This is a genomic window from Saprospiraceae bacterium (assembly GCA_016719615.1).
In the GTDB taxonomy this organism is placed as follows: domain Bacteria; phylum Bacteroidota; class Bacteroidia; order Chitinophagales; family Saprospiraceae; genus Vicinibacter.
Window position 1 is genome coordinate 197,683 of record JADJYQ010000005.1, and the last position, 17,133, is coordinate 214,815.

Sequence of the window (17,133 nt, forward strand, 5' to 3'; positions counted from 1 at the left end):
CTCATTGAACTCATCTCATAATTTCAACAAATCTTTCATGAAATACGGCCTTTGTAGTTTTTGTCTATTCATACTTAATTTACTTTCTGCTCAAACTATTGATTCAATTGCTATTAAACAAGTGGACAGCCTCATTCGAATTTCACGCAACTTGCTGGTGAATCGCAATTTTGACAAAGCACTGGAAGTGAGTGCTGTCGCTGAAAAAATAGCCCTCGAAAAACTTGGTAAGGAATCAGCCGAATATGGAAGTTGTGCTTTCAATCGAGCTAGGGTGTTGTTTTACAAACGTGATTATTCAGGAGCTCAAAAATGGTATCTTGAAGCTAAAGACATCCGTGAAAAAGTATTAGGCAGAGAGCATCCTGATTATGGCTGGAGCTTGCATAATCTCGGTCTGCTATACAAAACTTTGGGCAATTACAAAAAAGCAGAGCCTCTCTACCTCGAAGCCAAAGCCATTTGGGAAAAAGCTCTTGGTAAAGAGCATTTTAATTATGCTGCAAGTATAAACAACCTTGCAAGCCTTTACCTAGCATTAGGAAGTTATGAAAAGTCTGAACCCCTCTTCCTTGAAGCCAAAGAAATCCGCGAAAAATTGAAGGGCAAGGAGCATCCCGTTTATGCTGAAAGCGTTTACAATCTTGCGATCTTATATTATGAAATGGGTAACTACGGAAAAGCGGAATCATTTTCCCTAGAGGCTAAAGCCATCCGTGAAAAAGTTATGGGTAAGGAACATCCCGATTATGCATTAAGTGTTGCTTCTCTTGCGATGCTGTACCATGACTTTGGGAACTATCAAAAAGCCGAGCCTTTTTACCTCGAAGCAAAAGTCATCCTGGAAAAAGTCTTGGGCAAGGAACATCCTGATTATGCCTCCAGCCTGAACAATCTGGCAGTTCTTTATGACGATATGGGCAACTATCAAAAAGCCGAGCCACTTTATCTCGAAGCCAAAGTTATCTGGGAAAAAGTGTTGGGTAAAGAGCATCCCGATTATGCGACTAGTCCGAACAATCTGGGAAACCTTTACTATCTCATGGGCAATTACGAAAAAGCAGAACCCTTCCATCTCGAAGCCAAAGCTTTGCGGAATAAAGTACTGGGCAAAGAGCATCCTGATTATACTTCAAGTTTGACCAATATAGTACGTTTGTATGAAAGGCAATTTCGATTTTTAGAATCAGACCCATTAATGGAAGAAGCGTTTATTTTATCTCAAACCAGACTTGTAAATGCCATTGCATTTCTTTCCGAAAAGGAGCTAGCTCAATATATTTCAAAATTCCAAATAAGTGGATCCGATTTAAATGCATATCTGTATGCCCGTAATAAAGTTACAGCTCAGCTTGGAATATTTCCCCAACTGGCATATGACCATGCTCTATTATACAAAGGATTTATCCTGTCCTCTGCTTCAAGGCTGAATTCGCCGGCATTGAACACTCCTGAGACTTCGGAAATCAAACTCCGCCTGAAAGACTTTCGTCGTCTGCTCTCTGTCGAATACACAAAGCCAATCGCCGAGCGAAATGGCATTGTCGAACTTGAAGAAAAAGCCAACATTGCTGAAAAAGAACTTAGCCGATCAGTAGCAGCTTATGCAGATGCCATTCGACAAATAAAATGGAGTGATGTGCAAGCTACTTTGAAACCAGCAGAAGCGGCAATGGAGTTTATTTCCTTCAAAGTTAATTTTCCTAAAACAACAGACAGCACTCTGTATGCCGCTTTGTTGTTGAAACCTGGTGACAAACAACCAAGGTTTATTCCTCTATTCGAAGAAAAATCAATGGACTCCTTATTGCATACTAAATCAGAACGCAAAGCTGATTATGTAAATTCTTTATACACACTTATTGATCGCGGAGCTTTAGCAAATGAGGCTCCAATACGATCCTTGTATGAAATTCTCTGGAAGCCCCTCGAACAAGAATTAGCTGGTATCAAAACCATTTATTTTTCTCCGAGTGGATTGCTACATAGAATTAATCTGAATGCAATTCCTTTAATTGGACCGAATGGGTCCGGGACAGAAACATTGTCAGATCGGTATCTTCTGATCGGACTAAATAGTACGCGTCAATTGGTCATCCCCTCTCAAATAAAAAATGTAAACAACGATGCAGTTTTGTACGGGGGAATTCAATTTGAACCGGACAGTACTGTTCAATTCAATGAGCCCCTTTTAGTTTCGCGTTCTAGCGGAGAATTATCATTTAATTTAGTGGATACAAGTTTGAGAGGTGGTAGCTGGAATTATCTTTCCGGCACAGAACGCGAAGTGTATTCAATTGAAAAAATCATGCAAACATCAGGAGTAAAAACTGAATTGAAAAAAGCTTATTATGCGACTGAAGATTCATTTAAAAATATAGGTGCGAATAATTCTTTTTCTCCCAGAATCTTGCACATAGCTACCCATGGTTATTTTTTTGCGGATGCAAAAATCAATAGCCAGCAATCAATAGTTAAAAATCAATCGGAAAGTGTTTTTAAAATGAGCAATCACCCGATGTTGCGTTCCGGACTTATAATGGCCGGTGGAAATGCCGCCTGGAGGGGAAAATCGACACCTGAAGGTAAAGATGATGGAATCCTTACAGCATATGAGATCAGTCAAATGAATTTGTCCAATACAGAACTTGTGGTATTGTCTGCATGTGAGACAGGATTAGGTGACATTAAGGGAAATGAAGGTGTCTATGGATTACAACGCGCTTTCAAAATTGCCGGAGTGAAATATATTATCATGTCGCTGTGGCAAGTTCCGGATAAACAGACATCGATGCTGATGATCTCGTTTTATAAGAAATGGCTTGAGGACAAAATGAGTATACCCGATGCTTTTCGTGCAGCCCAAAGAGAATTGCGGGATATAGGATTGGATCCGTATCAATGGGCAGGGTTCGTGTTGGTGGAATAAACCATTCTCATTCGCAAACTCAAACTAGATTGGGTATGTTTTGGTAGAATAATATAAACTTAATCATAAATCCTCATTCTCTGCGCGCACTCAAATTCTCCCCATACATCCCCAATGGGCGGAATGGCTTAAAGTTTATGGGGATCATGGATGATGAGTTTATTTAGGATCTTAGTTTTTATCAATTCATATTAATCTGATAACAATTAGCAATAAAAGGAACTTATTTAAGCTTGGGTCTGACCTTAATTGAATCTAATAGCTATTTTGTATTTTAGTGACCATAAATGTGCAAAGTCATAAATAGAGAAAAAATTATTTAAGAGAGATGAGATAAGATAAAATTATTTTTTAGATTTAAACCGTGAAGCAATTCTGGAAAATTGGATGTTTATTTTTTATGGCGGCAATGAATTTTTATTGCGTATGCCTGAATATTGCAACAGCACAATCAAGAAAACCCATAACAAAGGCTTTGGTTATTGGGATTTCTACTTACCAGGATTCGACTATTGCGATACTTCCTTTTGCTGTTCGGGATGCCGAATTCTTTGCCGGTTTTATAAAGTCGTTTGATAAGAATTTTGACACCAGGGCGGAACTTTTATTGTTAACGAACAAACAAGCCAGTTTGGCTGGTTTGTCGGCTGGTTTAGATTGGTTGGTAGAAGATACTCAGAAAGGAGATACCCTGCTTCTATTTTTTGCGGCTTATTCTGCAGCAAATGAGCCTGCAAATGGAAACAGTTTATATTTTTATGATTCTCCTGCCCATAGAAATACATCAACCAGTTTTAATTTATTTGCCCAGTTCAAAGTGCTTGCACAAAAGAAAAAAGCAATATATCGGTGTTATGCAAATTTGTATCCGGCAGTCTTTAACAAAAAAAATGAAGGTAATCCAGAGTCAATTCCGGTAATGCCTGAAATCAAAAAGGAAGCTCTATTCAAAAATATTGTTGAAATAAATAGAATTCGCGAAAAATCGGAATCGCAAATTGAAATGGAAACCAGGGAAGCAAAAATTAGTTTGGTATCCTACCTGATTAAAGGCTTGATGGGATTGGCGGATGATAATTCTGATCGGAGCGTTTCATTGAAGGAATTGGGAAATTATTTCAACAAGCTCGCTGTTTTTCCATGGATTCAGCCCGGGATCTTATTTGCTGCATCAGCTTCATCAAAAGACATTTTGTCGTTTGTAAATTCCACAAACTTAAATGCAATCGAAGATTTGGAATATTCAGTCCTTTCTCCATTAGTCAGCCTGGAAACGAATAAAAAGGAACTACTTGAAATTCAACAATTGTCGGAAAGAAACCGAATCATGTATGAAGATTTTCTATTGTCTATCAGCTTAGGTCATTTATTAAATGATCCGGCCAAAAATGCTAGTACTATCCTTGATACTTTGACAAAAGAGCCTGAAATGCAAAAATTGATGACGAATATGAGGAGAAAACTTGCAGCTGCTCTACAGGATGAATCTCAGCAAGTGTTGAACGCATATTTGAATGTCGATGCTAAGGAACTTAATAATCGCCTGAGAGGGAATGTAAGTTATGATATATATGCGCAATACCTCGACAAGGCTATCCAATTATTAGGTGGACCACATTACATGACAAAAATTCTGAAAGCCAAAAAATTGTATTTTGAAGCTGTTCAAAAAAGAATTACAGGGCAGAAAAATTTCAATAAGGATCTCATCAGTGAATCTATCCAATTGTTATTAGTTGCATTGGCTCTTGAAAATCAGGCTTCATTTTTACATAATGAATTGGGGATCAATTATTCATTGTTTGGAAGAAGGGAAGAAGCTAAAAAAAGTTTTCATTCAGCCATTGAATTTTCGCCTACCTGGAGTATTCCTTTTACTAATCTCGCACAATTATATGCACAGGAGGATCTTTCTAAAGCCCTTCGGATTGCGAAACACGCAGTTAGATTAAGTCCTCATAATAGTTTTGCATGGAATGTCGAAGGTTCATTGAATATGCAACTCCGCAATTATCCGGCTGCGGAGGCCTCCTTTATAAAAGCATTAAAACTTGATCCGAATTATGCAGTAGCTTGTTATAATTTGGCCTGTGCCTTAAGTTTACAGAAAAAAACAGAGGATGCCTACGATAAACTGGAACAAGCAATTCAGGCTGGTATAACTAACTTTGAAGAAATTTCGAAAGATTCCGATTTTGAAAATTTAAAGATTTTCTCCATCCGGTGGAATGATTTGATGGAAAAGTATTTTCTTGAAAAATAGATTCTGTTTCAATTACACATTCAAATTTGATGATATTTAGTAAATGAGCAGGATTTGTATTGATGGAGTAATTCTTTATTGGCAACAGTGTTTTTACTTAGCATTCTACAAAATACATATCAATGTTGCCTTTATTTTTTGCTTCAATTTTTCCACGATATGTACAGGAAAATAGATTCTTTACTTTTTCATAAGTGCTTTGGCTGATATTGACTTTGCCTACTTCACCACTCGTCTCCATCCTTGCTGCAATATTTACGGTATCTCCCCAAATATCATAGGAGTATTTTTTAACACCAACAATTCCGGCCACGACTGGACCTGTGTGTATTCCGATGCGTATTTCAAAGTAAGCTTGTTTGTTCTCTATTTTCTTTTTCTTACCTACTTCGATAAAATCGCGTATCTCTAAGGCAGCACGCACTACATCTTGTGCGTGTGTTTGGTTAAGAGTAGGTAAACCTCCGGCAGCCATATAAGCATCACCGATCGTTTTAATTTTTTCAAGTCCGTATTTGTGCATAATATGGTCAAAAGCAGTGAAGCACTCATGCAAGTCTCTTACCAATTCTTGGGGAGTTAAAATTTCTGATACGGCTGTAAATCCTTTAAAATCAGTAAAAAGTATACTGACTTCTTCAAATAATGTGGCATCTGCTTCCCCTTTTTGCTTTAATTCTTCAGCCACCTCTGAGGGAAGAATATTCAGCAGTAATTCTTCAGAACGCTCTTTTTCTTTACTCAGCAATAAATTGGTCTTTTTTTGTTGTAAATAGTTTCTGACGACAATTCCGATAATACACAAGAGTCCAATAATTCCTGCAAGAAAATAGGTCCTTTCATTTCGCTTTTTTTCTACTGCCAGTTTGTCAATTTCAATCTGTTTTTCCCGAATATCTATTTCCCGTTTGGTTTCTAACCTGGATATTTGCATTTTACTTTCGAGACTGAAAATGGAATCTTTTAACCCGATATATTTTTTATAATGATTCAGTGCATTTTCAAAATCCCCCGAATGGGAATATAATAGGAATAAATTTTCTTCGGCTTTTCCTTGTTGGTCTTGAATTCCCATATTTTCGCACATTTGTCTTCCTTTATGGAGAAAGTCAAAGGCTAATGTTAATGCTTGTTTTTTGTTTATGGGAAGTGTTGATATATTTGAAGTATCTAGAGCAATAGTAGCATAGAGTGATCCGATCATTGTATTCAGAACGGCCTCCATATACACGTCTTTATTGGCTTTTGCAAGTTTAAGTGCACTGTGGAGATCTGAGAAGGCCTGACTATATTTTTTTTCCTCGATCCATAGTTGAGCAATATTTGCAAGTGTAATTGTTTCGTTTAACTCATTTTTTATTTCTCTGGTGATGCGCAAGGCTTCCAATAAATTAATTTTTGCGGAATCTGTTTGCTTCAATTCCAAATATATATGGCCAATATTAATAAAATTGATACTTAAAAATTCACGTTCGTTGATTTCGCGATTAATTTGTACAGCGCTATGGAGGTAGTCGAGGGCTTTACTATACTTTTTGTCCTTGATGAATACCCCTGCAAGATTACTTAAGTTTGCAGCCTGGCCTCTTTTAGACCCGGAATGTTCACTCCATTTTAATGCGTTAAAGTAGTTTTCAGCAGCAAGACTCAATTCGGATTTATTGTCATAATTGAGTCCCAATATAGAATATCCATTTTGTAATCGATTAGGGTCTTTTAATTGTTCTGCCAGGTCCATAGCTTGCTTGCCAAATACAATTCCTTGATTCGGATCGATGTAGCTATATTCGTTGGAAATTTTTAATAGTAAATCAAATCTTAAGCTATCACTAATGGGTTTAGCAAGTTCCTTTTTTAAGGAATCTATAAACTCCTGTCCTGTTTTTTGAGTCCAGCCTGCATTCAAAATCAGAATTAGAAGAGAAACCGTAATGCTATGGGATTTCATGGGTATGTTAAGATAAGATTCTATTAATGATGACTGTTAACAAAGATAAAGATTTATATAGAACATGGAAAGTATAATCATGCTGGACTTTAAAGCTTCGCGATTATGAAAATGAATATCTAGACGCTAGTTACCTGATTCTTTAGTTCTAGATTCAATTGCAATTTGCAATATAATATTCTAAATAAGAAAAATAAGCTTACATACTTAAAGATCAGGTTGAATTCAACAGCGTACACAAGTAGTTGGATGAACCATCTTCTGGAAACCACATAAAAAATATTGCTTGAAGATTAAAAATTTAATTATTCATTATCTTTAACTTTATAAGTAATAAACAACTATGAAAATTGCATTTTTTATCCTTGCATTTATGGTCTTTACACGATGTGGGAATTCCCAATCCTTAGATACGGTCAAGGCAGAAGAATACATCGATAGCCTTATAAATGTAGCGAATGGACTCATTCGAAAAAATGATCTTGAAAAAGCTTTGGAAGTTATTGCAGCTGCCGAGAAATTTGCATTGGAAAAATTTGGAAATCAAGATGTAGCTTATGCTGCATGTTTGTATAATAAGGGGAGGGTTTATTACGCAAGAAATGAATACCTGGAAGCGGAGAAATGTTTTATAAATTCCAGGACTATACAAGAAATCGTTTTGGGAAAGGAAAATCCGTCGTATGCAGGTAGCGTACACAGTCTTGCATTGTTATTTAAGACCACAGGCTACTATGAAAAAGCTGAAAAGCTTTATCTGGAAGCTCATGCCCTCTATGAAATAATATTCGGAAAAGAACATACGGATTATACGCACAGCTTAAACAATCTGGCTTTGTTTTATAAAAGCATTGGAAACTATGAGAAGGCTGAACCTCTGTATTTGGAAACAAAATCAATCCGCTTGAAAATTTTGGGAAAGGATCATCCCGATTATGCAACTACTTTAAATAATCTTGCCCTTTTGTACCAGGACCTGGGACATTATGAGAAAGCAGAAAAATTTAATCTGGAAGCCAAAGACATTCGAGAAAAATTGCTAGGAAGGGAACATAAAGACTATGCAGCGAGTTTGCATAATCTTGCCCTTTTGTACGAGGCATTAGGAAATTATGAAGGGGCTGAACCTTTGAGTCTGGAAGCCAAAGAAATTTGGGGAAAAGTGTTGGGAAAAATGCATCCAAATTATGCGGCGAGTGTAAACAATCTGGCTCATCTTTATAGACTCATGGGTAACTATGAAAAATCTGAAACCTTATTTCTTGAATCCATTTCTATAGTAGAAAAAATTCTGGGAAAAGAGCATTTGCAATATGCAGCCAGTTTAAATAATCTGGCGCAACTTTACAAAATCTTTGGAGCCCATGATAAATCTGATTCATTATTCAGGGAAACGAAGAATATCTATGAAAAATCGATTGGAAAAGAAAATAGAAATTATGCAACATGTTTAAGTAACATGGCTGAATTGTACCAGGCACAAGGTAATTTGGAAAAGGCAGAGCCCTTGTTTCTGGAATCCATGTCCATTCGCGAAAAAGTTTTTGGGAATGGTCATCCCGATTATGCGAAGAGTTTAGGTCATTTGGCAAATCTGTACAATGCCATGGGAAACTATCCAAAAGCCGGTGACTTATTCCTGGAATTTGCCACCTTAAATCAGGCATTGATCCGGAAAGCTATAAATTATCTCTCTGAACGCGAATTGGCAATTTATCTAAAGGAATTTTCAAAAAGTCAAAACGATTTGCTTGCTTTTACCCACAAAACAAGTGGTCAAAAATTAGCATCCAGTTGTTTTGACAATACTTTGTTTTACAAAGGGTTTTTACTGAATGCTGCCGGAACTATAAAACGATTGGCTCTTTCCGATACAAATGCTGCAGATAAATTCAATCAATTAAAGTCTTTTGAAAGACAACTGGCTATTGAGTATGCCAAACCCGTAACAGAGCAAAAGAGAGTTGCGGAACTGGCAAGCAAGGCTAATGACCTGGAAAAAGAACTCGCCCGTAGTGTTGCAGGTTTTGGAGAAGCCTTAAGACAAGTGAAATGGAGGGAAGTACAGCAAACACTCAAACCGGGTGAAGCCGTCCTTGAATTTGTCAATTACCAAATTCATTCCCAGCAATCCCCGGATAGCCATTATTATGCTGCATTGATTTTATTTCCCGAAGGGTCAGGTCCTGTTTTTGTTCCTCTATTTGAAGAAAAATCATTGGCAGGTTTGCTTTTGCAAAAATCAGAATACGTAAGCAAGAATACGCTTATTACGCAGATCTACAACCGAGGAGCCGTTCCAGTGGCCCATCATTCTTTAGAAGGCTTATATGATATAATTTGGAAACCTCTTAACCGCATTCTGAAAGATGTAAATACAATTTATTTTTCACCAAGTGGTTTATTAAATAAGATCAATTTAGGGGCAATCCCTATTCCAGTTCCGAATGGTGTTGGGACTGAAACATTAGCTGATCAATACCAATTGATTGTATTAAACAGCACCCGTCAACGGGTAATTCCCTCCCAAATTAAAAAAGCAAACAACGATGCTGTCTTGTTTGGTGGAATTCAATTTGAAGAAGACTCTACATTATCCAAAATGAATATGGAGCCATTACTTACTTCAAATTCAAGAGGGGCGTTATCGTTTTCATCAATAGATTCGACGCTGCGCGGGGGCACTTGGAACTACTTGTTAGGCACAGACCGGGAAGTTCATTCTGTCGAAAAGATTATGCGGATTTCAGGGATCAAAACCTCTTTGAACAAGGGTTATGATGCAACCGAAGAATCTTTCAAAAGCATTGGTGTAAATAATTCACCTTCTCCGAGAATTTTGCACATAGCAACCCATGGCTATTTTTTTGCAGATTCAAAAACCAATAGCCAGCAGTCAATAGTCAATCGTGAATCGGAGCCTGTTTTTAAAATGAGTGATCACCCCATGTTGCGTTCCGGTCTGATTATGGCTGGTGGAAATGCAGCCTGGAATGGGAAGCCAACACCTGAAGGCAGTGAAGATGGAATTTTGACAGCTTTTGAAATAAGTCAAATGAAATTATCCAACACAGAGCTGGTAGTCCTATCAGCCTGTGAGACCGGCTTAGGAGATATTCAGGGAAACGAAGGAGTCTATGGCCTCCAACGTGCCTTCAAAATTGCAGGGGCAAAGTATATTATAATGTCTCTCTGGCAGGTGCCGGATAAACAAACTTCGATGTTAATGATCACATTTTACAAGAAGTGGTTGGACGAAAAAATGACGATTCCGGATGCTTTTAGAGCAGCGCAAAAAGAATTGCGGGAATCGGGACTTGACACTTATCAATGGGCAGGTTTTGTGCTTGTCGAGTAAATCAATTTCCTTATGAATTTTAGAATCAAGAATTAAAAGATTTCTAAACTGGCAAGGGTATTTTATAATTGTGCTTTAATGCACACTCCGTATATTGATTCAATTCTTACTATTCTTTGCAAGCATTTCTATTTATGTATTCCTTGAAATCTTCTTTAAAGTTGGAATGCTTGCTCTCAATTTAGATAGCTGTTTGGTAATTAATTCATAACAGTTTTATTTGTATAGCAAGCTTCTGTACTTGTTGGAATCCATCGATATGGTCCGATATTTTGAATAGTTAACAGCTCAATTTAAAAAGCTAAAACATGGTGATATTTGAGGATGGACTTTGGAATTATGGCAGTTTTTTTAAAAGTTATTATATGCAATTTAGACTTTTGTATTCAGAATTTATTTATTATTAATCGTTCATACCTCGAATAAAATATTGGTATTTTTATTCAATTCAAGGTCTATTTAAATTCGAATCCAGAATTGTATTAACGCCAAAATTTTAGTTTATATTTGGGAGTTTAATAAGCCTACCAGTATGAAATTCTTTTATACATTCCTATTTATCACTACCTTATCTATTGCTGTTGGGCAACAGCTGAATGATTCCATAGCTTTTAAACATTTGGACAGTTTATTAAGTGTTTCTAAGAATTTAAGAGAAATTGGGGAGTTGGTGAAATCTCTTGAATTGGAACGTTTGGTTCAAAGAGAAGCTTTGGAAAAATTTGGGAGAAACTCAACAATTTATGGCAACAGTTGTATCAGCATGGGAAAATGGCATTTGGCAAAGAGCGAGTATTTGGAAGCAGAAAAATATTATTTCGAAGCCATTGCAATTTTTAAAAAGGTGTATGGAGTGGAGCATAATCTTTATGCGAAAGCGCTAAACAATTTGGGAGTATTATACTATTGGATGGGAAATTTTGAAAAGTGTGAACCCATATATTTACAAGTAAGGGACTTACAGGAAAAAGCAGTTGGAAGGAGTCACATTGATTTTGCAGTAAGTCTCAATAATTTGGCACTTTTATACAAAGAATTGGGTCGCTATGATAAAGCGGAACCCTTTTATAAGGAGTCTTATGAGTTAATCAAAAAAATACTTGGAGAGAATCATCCGCAGTACGCCAGAAGTGTGACGAATTTAGGTGTTTTTTATTTTATAATTGGAGATTACGAAAAAGCAGAGCCCTTATATTTGGAATCAAAAAGAGTACGCGAACAATATTTAGGAAAAAAACATCCTGATTATGGAGTTAGTTTAACAAATCTTGGAACACTCTATTCTGCAATGGGTAACCTTACGAAAGCGGAAAGATTTTATTTGGAAGCCACGCAAATATTTGAAATGGTGTTTGGAAAAAACCATTCAAGATACGCACAAAGTCTTTACAATCTGGCCTCTCTATACAATGATTTCAAGAAAGACAGTCAGGCTCTCATTTTATTATTGGAAGCAAGAACAATCTTATTAACGGCTCTGGGAACTAAACATCCCGATTATGTAAACTGCATTCATTTGCTTGCTCATGCATATAAATCATTACATAATATGCAAATGGCTGAACAGTTGCATCTTGAAGCCTTAGAAATTCAAAAGGCAATAACTGGAAAAGAGCATACAGGCTATTCTAAAAGTTTGATGTCTTTAGCTAAATTGTATATGGACACAAACAGGGATAGCCTCGCTGAGCCTCTCATAACAGAAGCACAGTCAATCATAAGAAGTGTTGTGGGTATAGATTATTCTGAATATTCAACAACGCTTAGGTATTTAGCTCTTTTCAATGAAAAAAATAGAAAATATAAGCAGGTAGATTTGATGATGAATGAATATTTGGAACTTGATTTTAAAAAACTAAGTAAGTCTGTCCATTATTTGTCATCGGAAGAATTGAATAAATATGCGGAATCAGTTGGTAAAAATTCTGAGACGCTTTTATCATTTATTTACCGAAGAAAAACTGAAAATGCGAATAGTGATGCCTTAAACAAAATGGCATTCAATACCGCACTCTTTCAAAAGGGGTTTGTGCTTCATGCAGCCAGCAGATTGAACTTGTTATCGGGAGAAACAAATGAATCGAAAGAACTTAATGCAACACTTCAAGCCTATAAAAGAAGATTAACAAAGGAATATGCAAAGTCAAATAAAGATAGAAATGTAGATGAAATTATGGAGTTGGAAGATAAAGCCAATTCGATAGAGAAGGAACTTGCACAAAAGATTCAGGGATATTCTGAAGCTTTAAGTCAAGTTAAATGGGAGGCCATAAAATTAAAATTATTGCCTGGAGAGGCCGTACTGGAATTTGTTAATTTTCGTTTGAGTTTTCCAAAAAAGACAGACAGTTTAATGTACGCAGTTCTCTTGATAAGAGTGGAGGATTCCGTTCCTGTATTTATCCCTCTTTTTGAAGAGAAGCAACTAAGCCTTATTCTTAATTTATTTCCTGTCGGAACACATTCTACCTTGTATGCCAGTCGGGGAGCTTCACCGGTTATTTTACACAATCATTCCAGCTTATATGAATTGGTATGGAAACCCATTGATTCTTTTTTAATGAATATAGACAAAATTTATTTGACGGCTTCAGGTATGTTGCACCGATTGAATTTTAATGCGATGGAGGTTGTTGATGGATCTACTCTGGGTGATCGTTATAAATTAGTGCAACTTGGAAGCTCGAGGCAATTGGCCCACAACAAAGAAGCTACTTGGAATCAAACATCAGTTGTTTTATTTGGAGGCATCAATTTTGACTCAAATGGAGAAGCTGAGCTGGATTATCCCAATGCACATAACTTGCAAAATTTAAATCATATTTCTGATACATCCATGCAGAAAAATATATACACATCTAACTGGAATTATCTTCCGGGCACGGATACTGAAATCCGGAATATCTATAAGCAATTTTTAAAAAGTAAAATTCCAGTAATTCAATACCGTGACAAATACGCAACAGAAGCTATTTTAAAAAAACTGGGCAATGGGAAAGATTCTCCCCGGGTCCTTCACATTGCTACACATGGGTATTTTTTACCTGAACCAAAAGTTGATCAGATGGATACTAGTATTGAGAATTCCTACCAGACGTCAATAAAATATTCAAAACAACCGATGCTTCGTTCCGGTTTGGTATTTGCCGGGGGCAATAAAGCATGGCAAGGTGTTCAAACGAAGGATGGGCAAGAAGATGGTATCCTGACTGCTTATGAAATCAGTCAGATGAATTTATCCAACACAGAGCTTGTCGTATTATCTGCATGCGAAACCGGATTAGGAGATATTCAGGGCAATGAAGGAGTATATGGTCTGCAACGGGCTTTTAAAATTGCCGGTGTGAAGTATTTAATAATGTCTTTATGGCAGGTGCCGGATACACAAACGAGTTTATTGATGACTACTTTTTACAAGATGTGGCTTGGTTCTGAAACTAACGCTAATGATGTAAAGAAAAACAGTATTCCTGATGCTTTCAGGGCAGCACAAAAAGAATTGCGAGACTTAGGCCTTGATCCATACCAATGGGCAGGATTTGTATTGGTAGAGTAGTTCAGATTTTATTCACATTTCTATTTCTTACCAGGTATTCAAGTTGAATAGTGACGCTTTTGTTCAGCATTCTGACAGGCTATGATTCGCGAGTATTTGTATGGGTAGTATGAAAAAGGGTAAAATTAACAACGCATAAAAATGAAAGAGGATAAAAGTACACTCTCAATTTTTAAATTCATTTATTACTTCACAACAATCCTGTTTCTGCACAGTACTTGATCGCCCTCCTTTATAATCAGGTAAAACAATCCATCTTGCTTTATTTCAATGACATCATTCAAAATACCTAAAAATAATTGAATATTTTTTTGAAAGATTAGGCTCGAATAAGCATCATATATATTTAATTCAACCTGATTAGTTCCCGGAAAATATCCGCTTAAATGAAATACCCCATTCGAAGGATTCGGAGAAATTACAAATTTTTGTATTTCGGCCTCTTCACCTGCAGTTGATTTTAAACGATTAAACCTAAATTCAACGGGATAGATTTCTCCGTCATGATTGATTTTCAAACGACTCATATCCGAATGAATAGGTTTAAAACCCTCGCTCAATTTAAAATCCTGATGAGCAGTGATGACGAGATAAAATTCAGGATATTCAGATTTGACTTGCGGATTGGAAGTATTGAAAAATACAGTACGCACTGCAGTGGGGAATATTTTGGAATAAAACTTCGACGAGAAATCATAAGGTACATAAACAGAATCAACATTCAAGAATTCCGGGTTGAATTCCATACCCGATTGAATGGCGAAGAAATGACTTGAATCAGAATTCCTGAATCGGAGCACATATTTTTGGCCTTTTTTACAATCAATTTCTTTTGTATCCCAGTATTGAATTTCTCCGGGGAATTGCACGATGGGCTCTTGAGAAGGAATATTGGAAAATGGAATAGATCGATTAATATTTCCAATTTGATCCAGACTTACGGTATATTGAATGGAGGGGTTTGAATTGTAGGAAATGGAATCAGCAATGGGTTTTCCATCATTCTCTATAAAACTTGCTTTGTATTTGGGTTTGTAAATAGAATCTGCTGGGCTCCAATGCAGTATATGATCGTATTGTGCTTTTACATCCCGCATATCTATACTGCCATCTTCATTCATATCGCCATTTGTTTCGTTGATGTTGCCTTCAAAACTTTGAATTCCGGTGATATGTCTAATATTTAGGATCATATCATAAGTAGTTATTAATGACCTTTCCGGACTTTTATTCTCATTTATGTCAACGCGAAGTTGTGAAGGCTTTAAATAATCGTAAACAGGAATCGTAAACTGGGAACCCGTGTAGGTATCAAAGGTGTTCCAGAATACTTTTTGATCCTGGCCTTTAATCCCAAGTTTAAAATTCGTATACTCCTCACTCCAAAAATCACTGTATACATTTAAATCCATTTTGATAATTGAATAATAAGTTTCATCACTTATGCGGAAAAAAGAATAACAGCTTCCTACATTGCCGGATGTGTCACGTACATAAATTTGGATATTTTTACCAAGTCCAGAATTATCAAGTAAAAACCATAATTCTACTTCTCGAATTTGCCCATCATGGTCATAACTTACTGATTCGAGAGAACAATTATCATACACTTTGTGTAAAAAATTTTCAGGATAAATATACCCGTTGCCACATTGTCCAATTCGAAGAGTAAAGGTGTCCTTACAAATCAAAACAGGAGGAATGCTATCATTTAGACAATCTTGTGATTGTAAATTAGAGAGGGACATAAAACTTAAGTAAAAAACCAGTGAAAACTGCTGGGATAAAAGGGTATAATGTTTCATAGTAGGGCCTATTTGTATTCAAATCTACAAACCATCATTGGCAAATCCTAATTGTGCAAGGCCAAAGCCGAATATAACATATTGTAGTTATGTATAATGTTTAAATAATTAACAAATAATAAAATACACATAAATTATTAGTATAATATAAAATATTAAGAAATTATTAATCCATAATCATATGACACTTTCCTATTTTTGGCGTTCTAATGATTAAATAACATTGCAATGAGGCTTCCAGGCAAAATTTCCATAAAATTCTATATCGTACTTCCATTATGTTTATTTGTTTATACCCTTAGTGCTCAAAAGTACTTTTCAAAAAATGCGATCCTACGATTCAATTCACCATCTAAAATGGAAAAAATTGAAGGCGTAAATTCCACTGCAACTACCGTTTTGGATTTATCAACCGGACGAATCGAATTTGCGGCTTTGGTCAACGCTTTTGTCTTTGAGAAAGCTCTTATGCAGGAACACTTCAATGAAAATTACCTTGAGTCCACAAAATTCCCTAAAGCTACATTCAAAGGGAATTTGACGGATTATCAAAGTTTACAATTTTCTAAAAAGGGCAGCTACAAATCACAAGTAATTGGTGATCTCACCATGCATGGCGTTACCAAAAGCATTGCAGCTCCTGTGGAATTTGTTGTCGATGATAAAGGCATTCATGCGCTCTGCAATTTCGCAATCAAATGTAGCGATTTTCAAATTGAAATTCCTTCAGTGGTCAAAAATACAGTTTCCAATAACGTCGATATAAAAGTGAAGGTAGATTATAAGATGCTTTAGAATGGACTAATGGCTTATGGTAAAAGCTTACGGTGTTAAATTTTAATAAAATGGAAATTTAGTAATTGCTTTTAAGCTTTGACCTTTAGCCTTAAGCCTTTATTCAAACATACCTCCAAAACGCAAACATTTTCCTCTTCTCCAAATATCTAAGATTGGTTTCATTCGCATACGCTTCGCGTTCAAATGAGATCCGATAATAAGCTTGCTTTTTATTTTTGAGCCGGCACCAGTGAGCGACATATTCTATTCCATACCACAAATAAAAAAATACAATCAATAATTCAGCCTGTTGTTTCAAATGAATTTTTTCGTGATTTAAAAATACAGCATTTTCTTTCAATGCATGATTCCGCAAAATCACAAATGGCCATAAAGTTATACCCGCTGCAAACTTTCCGGTTAGGATTTTTAAAAGGGTTTGACTAACGATGATATATTTCACAGGGTTTAAAATAAGTTTATAGTTTGTAATTTAT

Annotated in this window: 8 protein-coding genes; 5 read left to right on the plus strand and 3 right to left on the minus strand. The window is 36.2% G+C overall.

Annotation, left to right across the window (positions count from 1 at the left end; all coding sequences use genetic code 11):
• Positions 1–37: 37 nt before the first annotated feature.
• Entirely contained in the window at positions 38–2,929 is a 2,892-nt protein-coding gene (locus tag IPM92_10545) for a CHAT domain-containing protein (protein MBK9108780.1), read from the plus strand.
• 364 nt (positions 2,930–3,293) lie between these two features.
• Positions 3,294–5,192, plus strand: a complete 1,899-nt coding sequence (locus IPM92_10550) for a caspase family protein (GenBank protein ID MBK9108781.1) — start codon at positions 3,294–3,296, stop codon at positions 5,190–5,192.
• A 97-nt stretch (positions 5,193–5,289) separates the two neighbouring features.
• Here the strand turns inward: IPM92_10550 and IPM92_10555 are convergent, their stop codons facing one another.
• Positions 5,290–7,098: a tetratricopeptide repeat protein gene (locus IPM92_10555; protein ID MBK9108782.1), complete on the minus strand. Its 1,809-nt coding sequence runs from the start codon at positions 7,096–7,098 to the stop codon at positions 5,290–5,292.
• Between the two features lie 415 nt (positions 7,099–7,513).
• On the opposite strand from IPM92_10555, the gene IPM92_10560 reads away from it, so the two are divergent.
• Positions 7,514–10,498 carry a CHAT domain-containing protein gene (locus IPM92_10560; GenBank protein ID MBK9108783.1) on the plus strand — a complete coding sequence of 995 codons (2,985 nt, stop codon included), beginning with the start codon at positions 7,514–7,516 and terminating at the stop codon, positions 10,496–10,498.
• Between the two features lie 532 nt (positions 10,499–11,030).
• Positions 11,031–14,054: a CHAT domain-containing protein gene (locus IPM92_10565; GenBank protein ID MBK9108784.1), complete on the plus strand. Its 3,024-nt coding sequence runs from the start codon at positions 11,031–11,033 to the stop codon at positions 14,052–14,054.
• A 185-nt stretch (positions 14,055–14,239) separates the two neighbouring features.
• Here the strand turns inward: IPM92_10565 and IPM92_10570 are convergent, their stop codons facing one another.
• Positions 14,240–15,859: a hypothetical protein gene (locus IPM92_10570; protein ID MBK9108785.1), complete on the minus strand. Its 1,620-nt coding sequence runs from the start codon at positions 15,857–15,859 to the stop codon at positions 14,240–14,242.
• A gap of 357 nt (positions 15,860–16,216) precedes the next feature.
• Here IPM92_10570 and IPM92_10575 point away from each other — a divergent pair, with 357 nt between their 5' ends.
• Positions 16,217–16,654, plus strand: a complete 438-nt coding sequence (locus IPM92_10575) for a YceI family protein (GenBank protein ID MBK9108786.1) — start codon at positions 16,217–16,219, stop codon at positions 16,652–16,654.
• 103 nt (positions 16,655–16,757) lie between these two features.
• Here the strand turns inward: IPM92_10575 and IPM92_10580 are convergent, their stop codons facing one another.
• Complete coding sequence (locus IPM92_10580) at positions 16,758–17,087, minus strand: hypothetical protein (protein MBK9108787.1); 330 nt, start codon at positions 17,085–17,087, stop codon at positions 16,758–16,760.
• Between the last annotated feature and the right edge of the window lie 46 nt (positions 17,088–17,133).

What these genes read in the sequence shown, in the direction of transcription:
- IPM92_10545 (MBK9108780.1), top strand. Translation starts at nt 38, where the DNA reads ATGAAATACGGCCTTTGTAGTTTTTGTCTATTCATACTTAATTTACTT.
- IPM92_10560 (MBK9108783.1), top strand. Translation starts at nt 7,514, where the DNA reads ATGGTCTTTACACGATGTGGGAATTCCCAATCCTTAGATACGGTCAAG.
- IPM92_10565 (MBK9108784.1), top strand. Translation starts at nt 11,031, where the DNA reads ATGAAATTCTTTTATACATTCCTATTTATCACTACCTTATCTATTGCT.
- IPM92_10570 (MBK9108785.1), bottom strand. Translation starts at nt 15,859, where the DNA reads ATGAAACATTATACCCTTTTATCCCAGCAGTTTTCACTGGTTTTTTAC.
- IPM92_10575 (MBK9108786.1), top strand. Translation starts at nt 16,217, where the DNA reads ATGGAAAAAATTGAAGGCGTAAATTCCACTGCAACTACCGTTTTGGAT.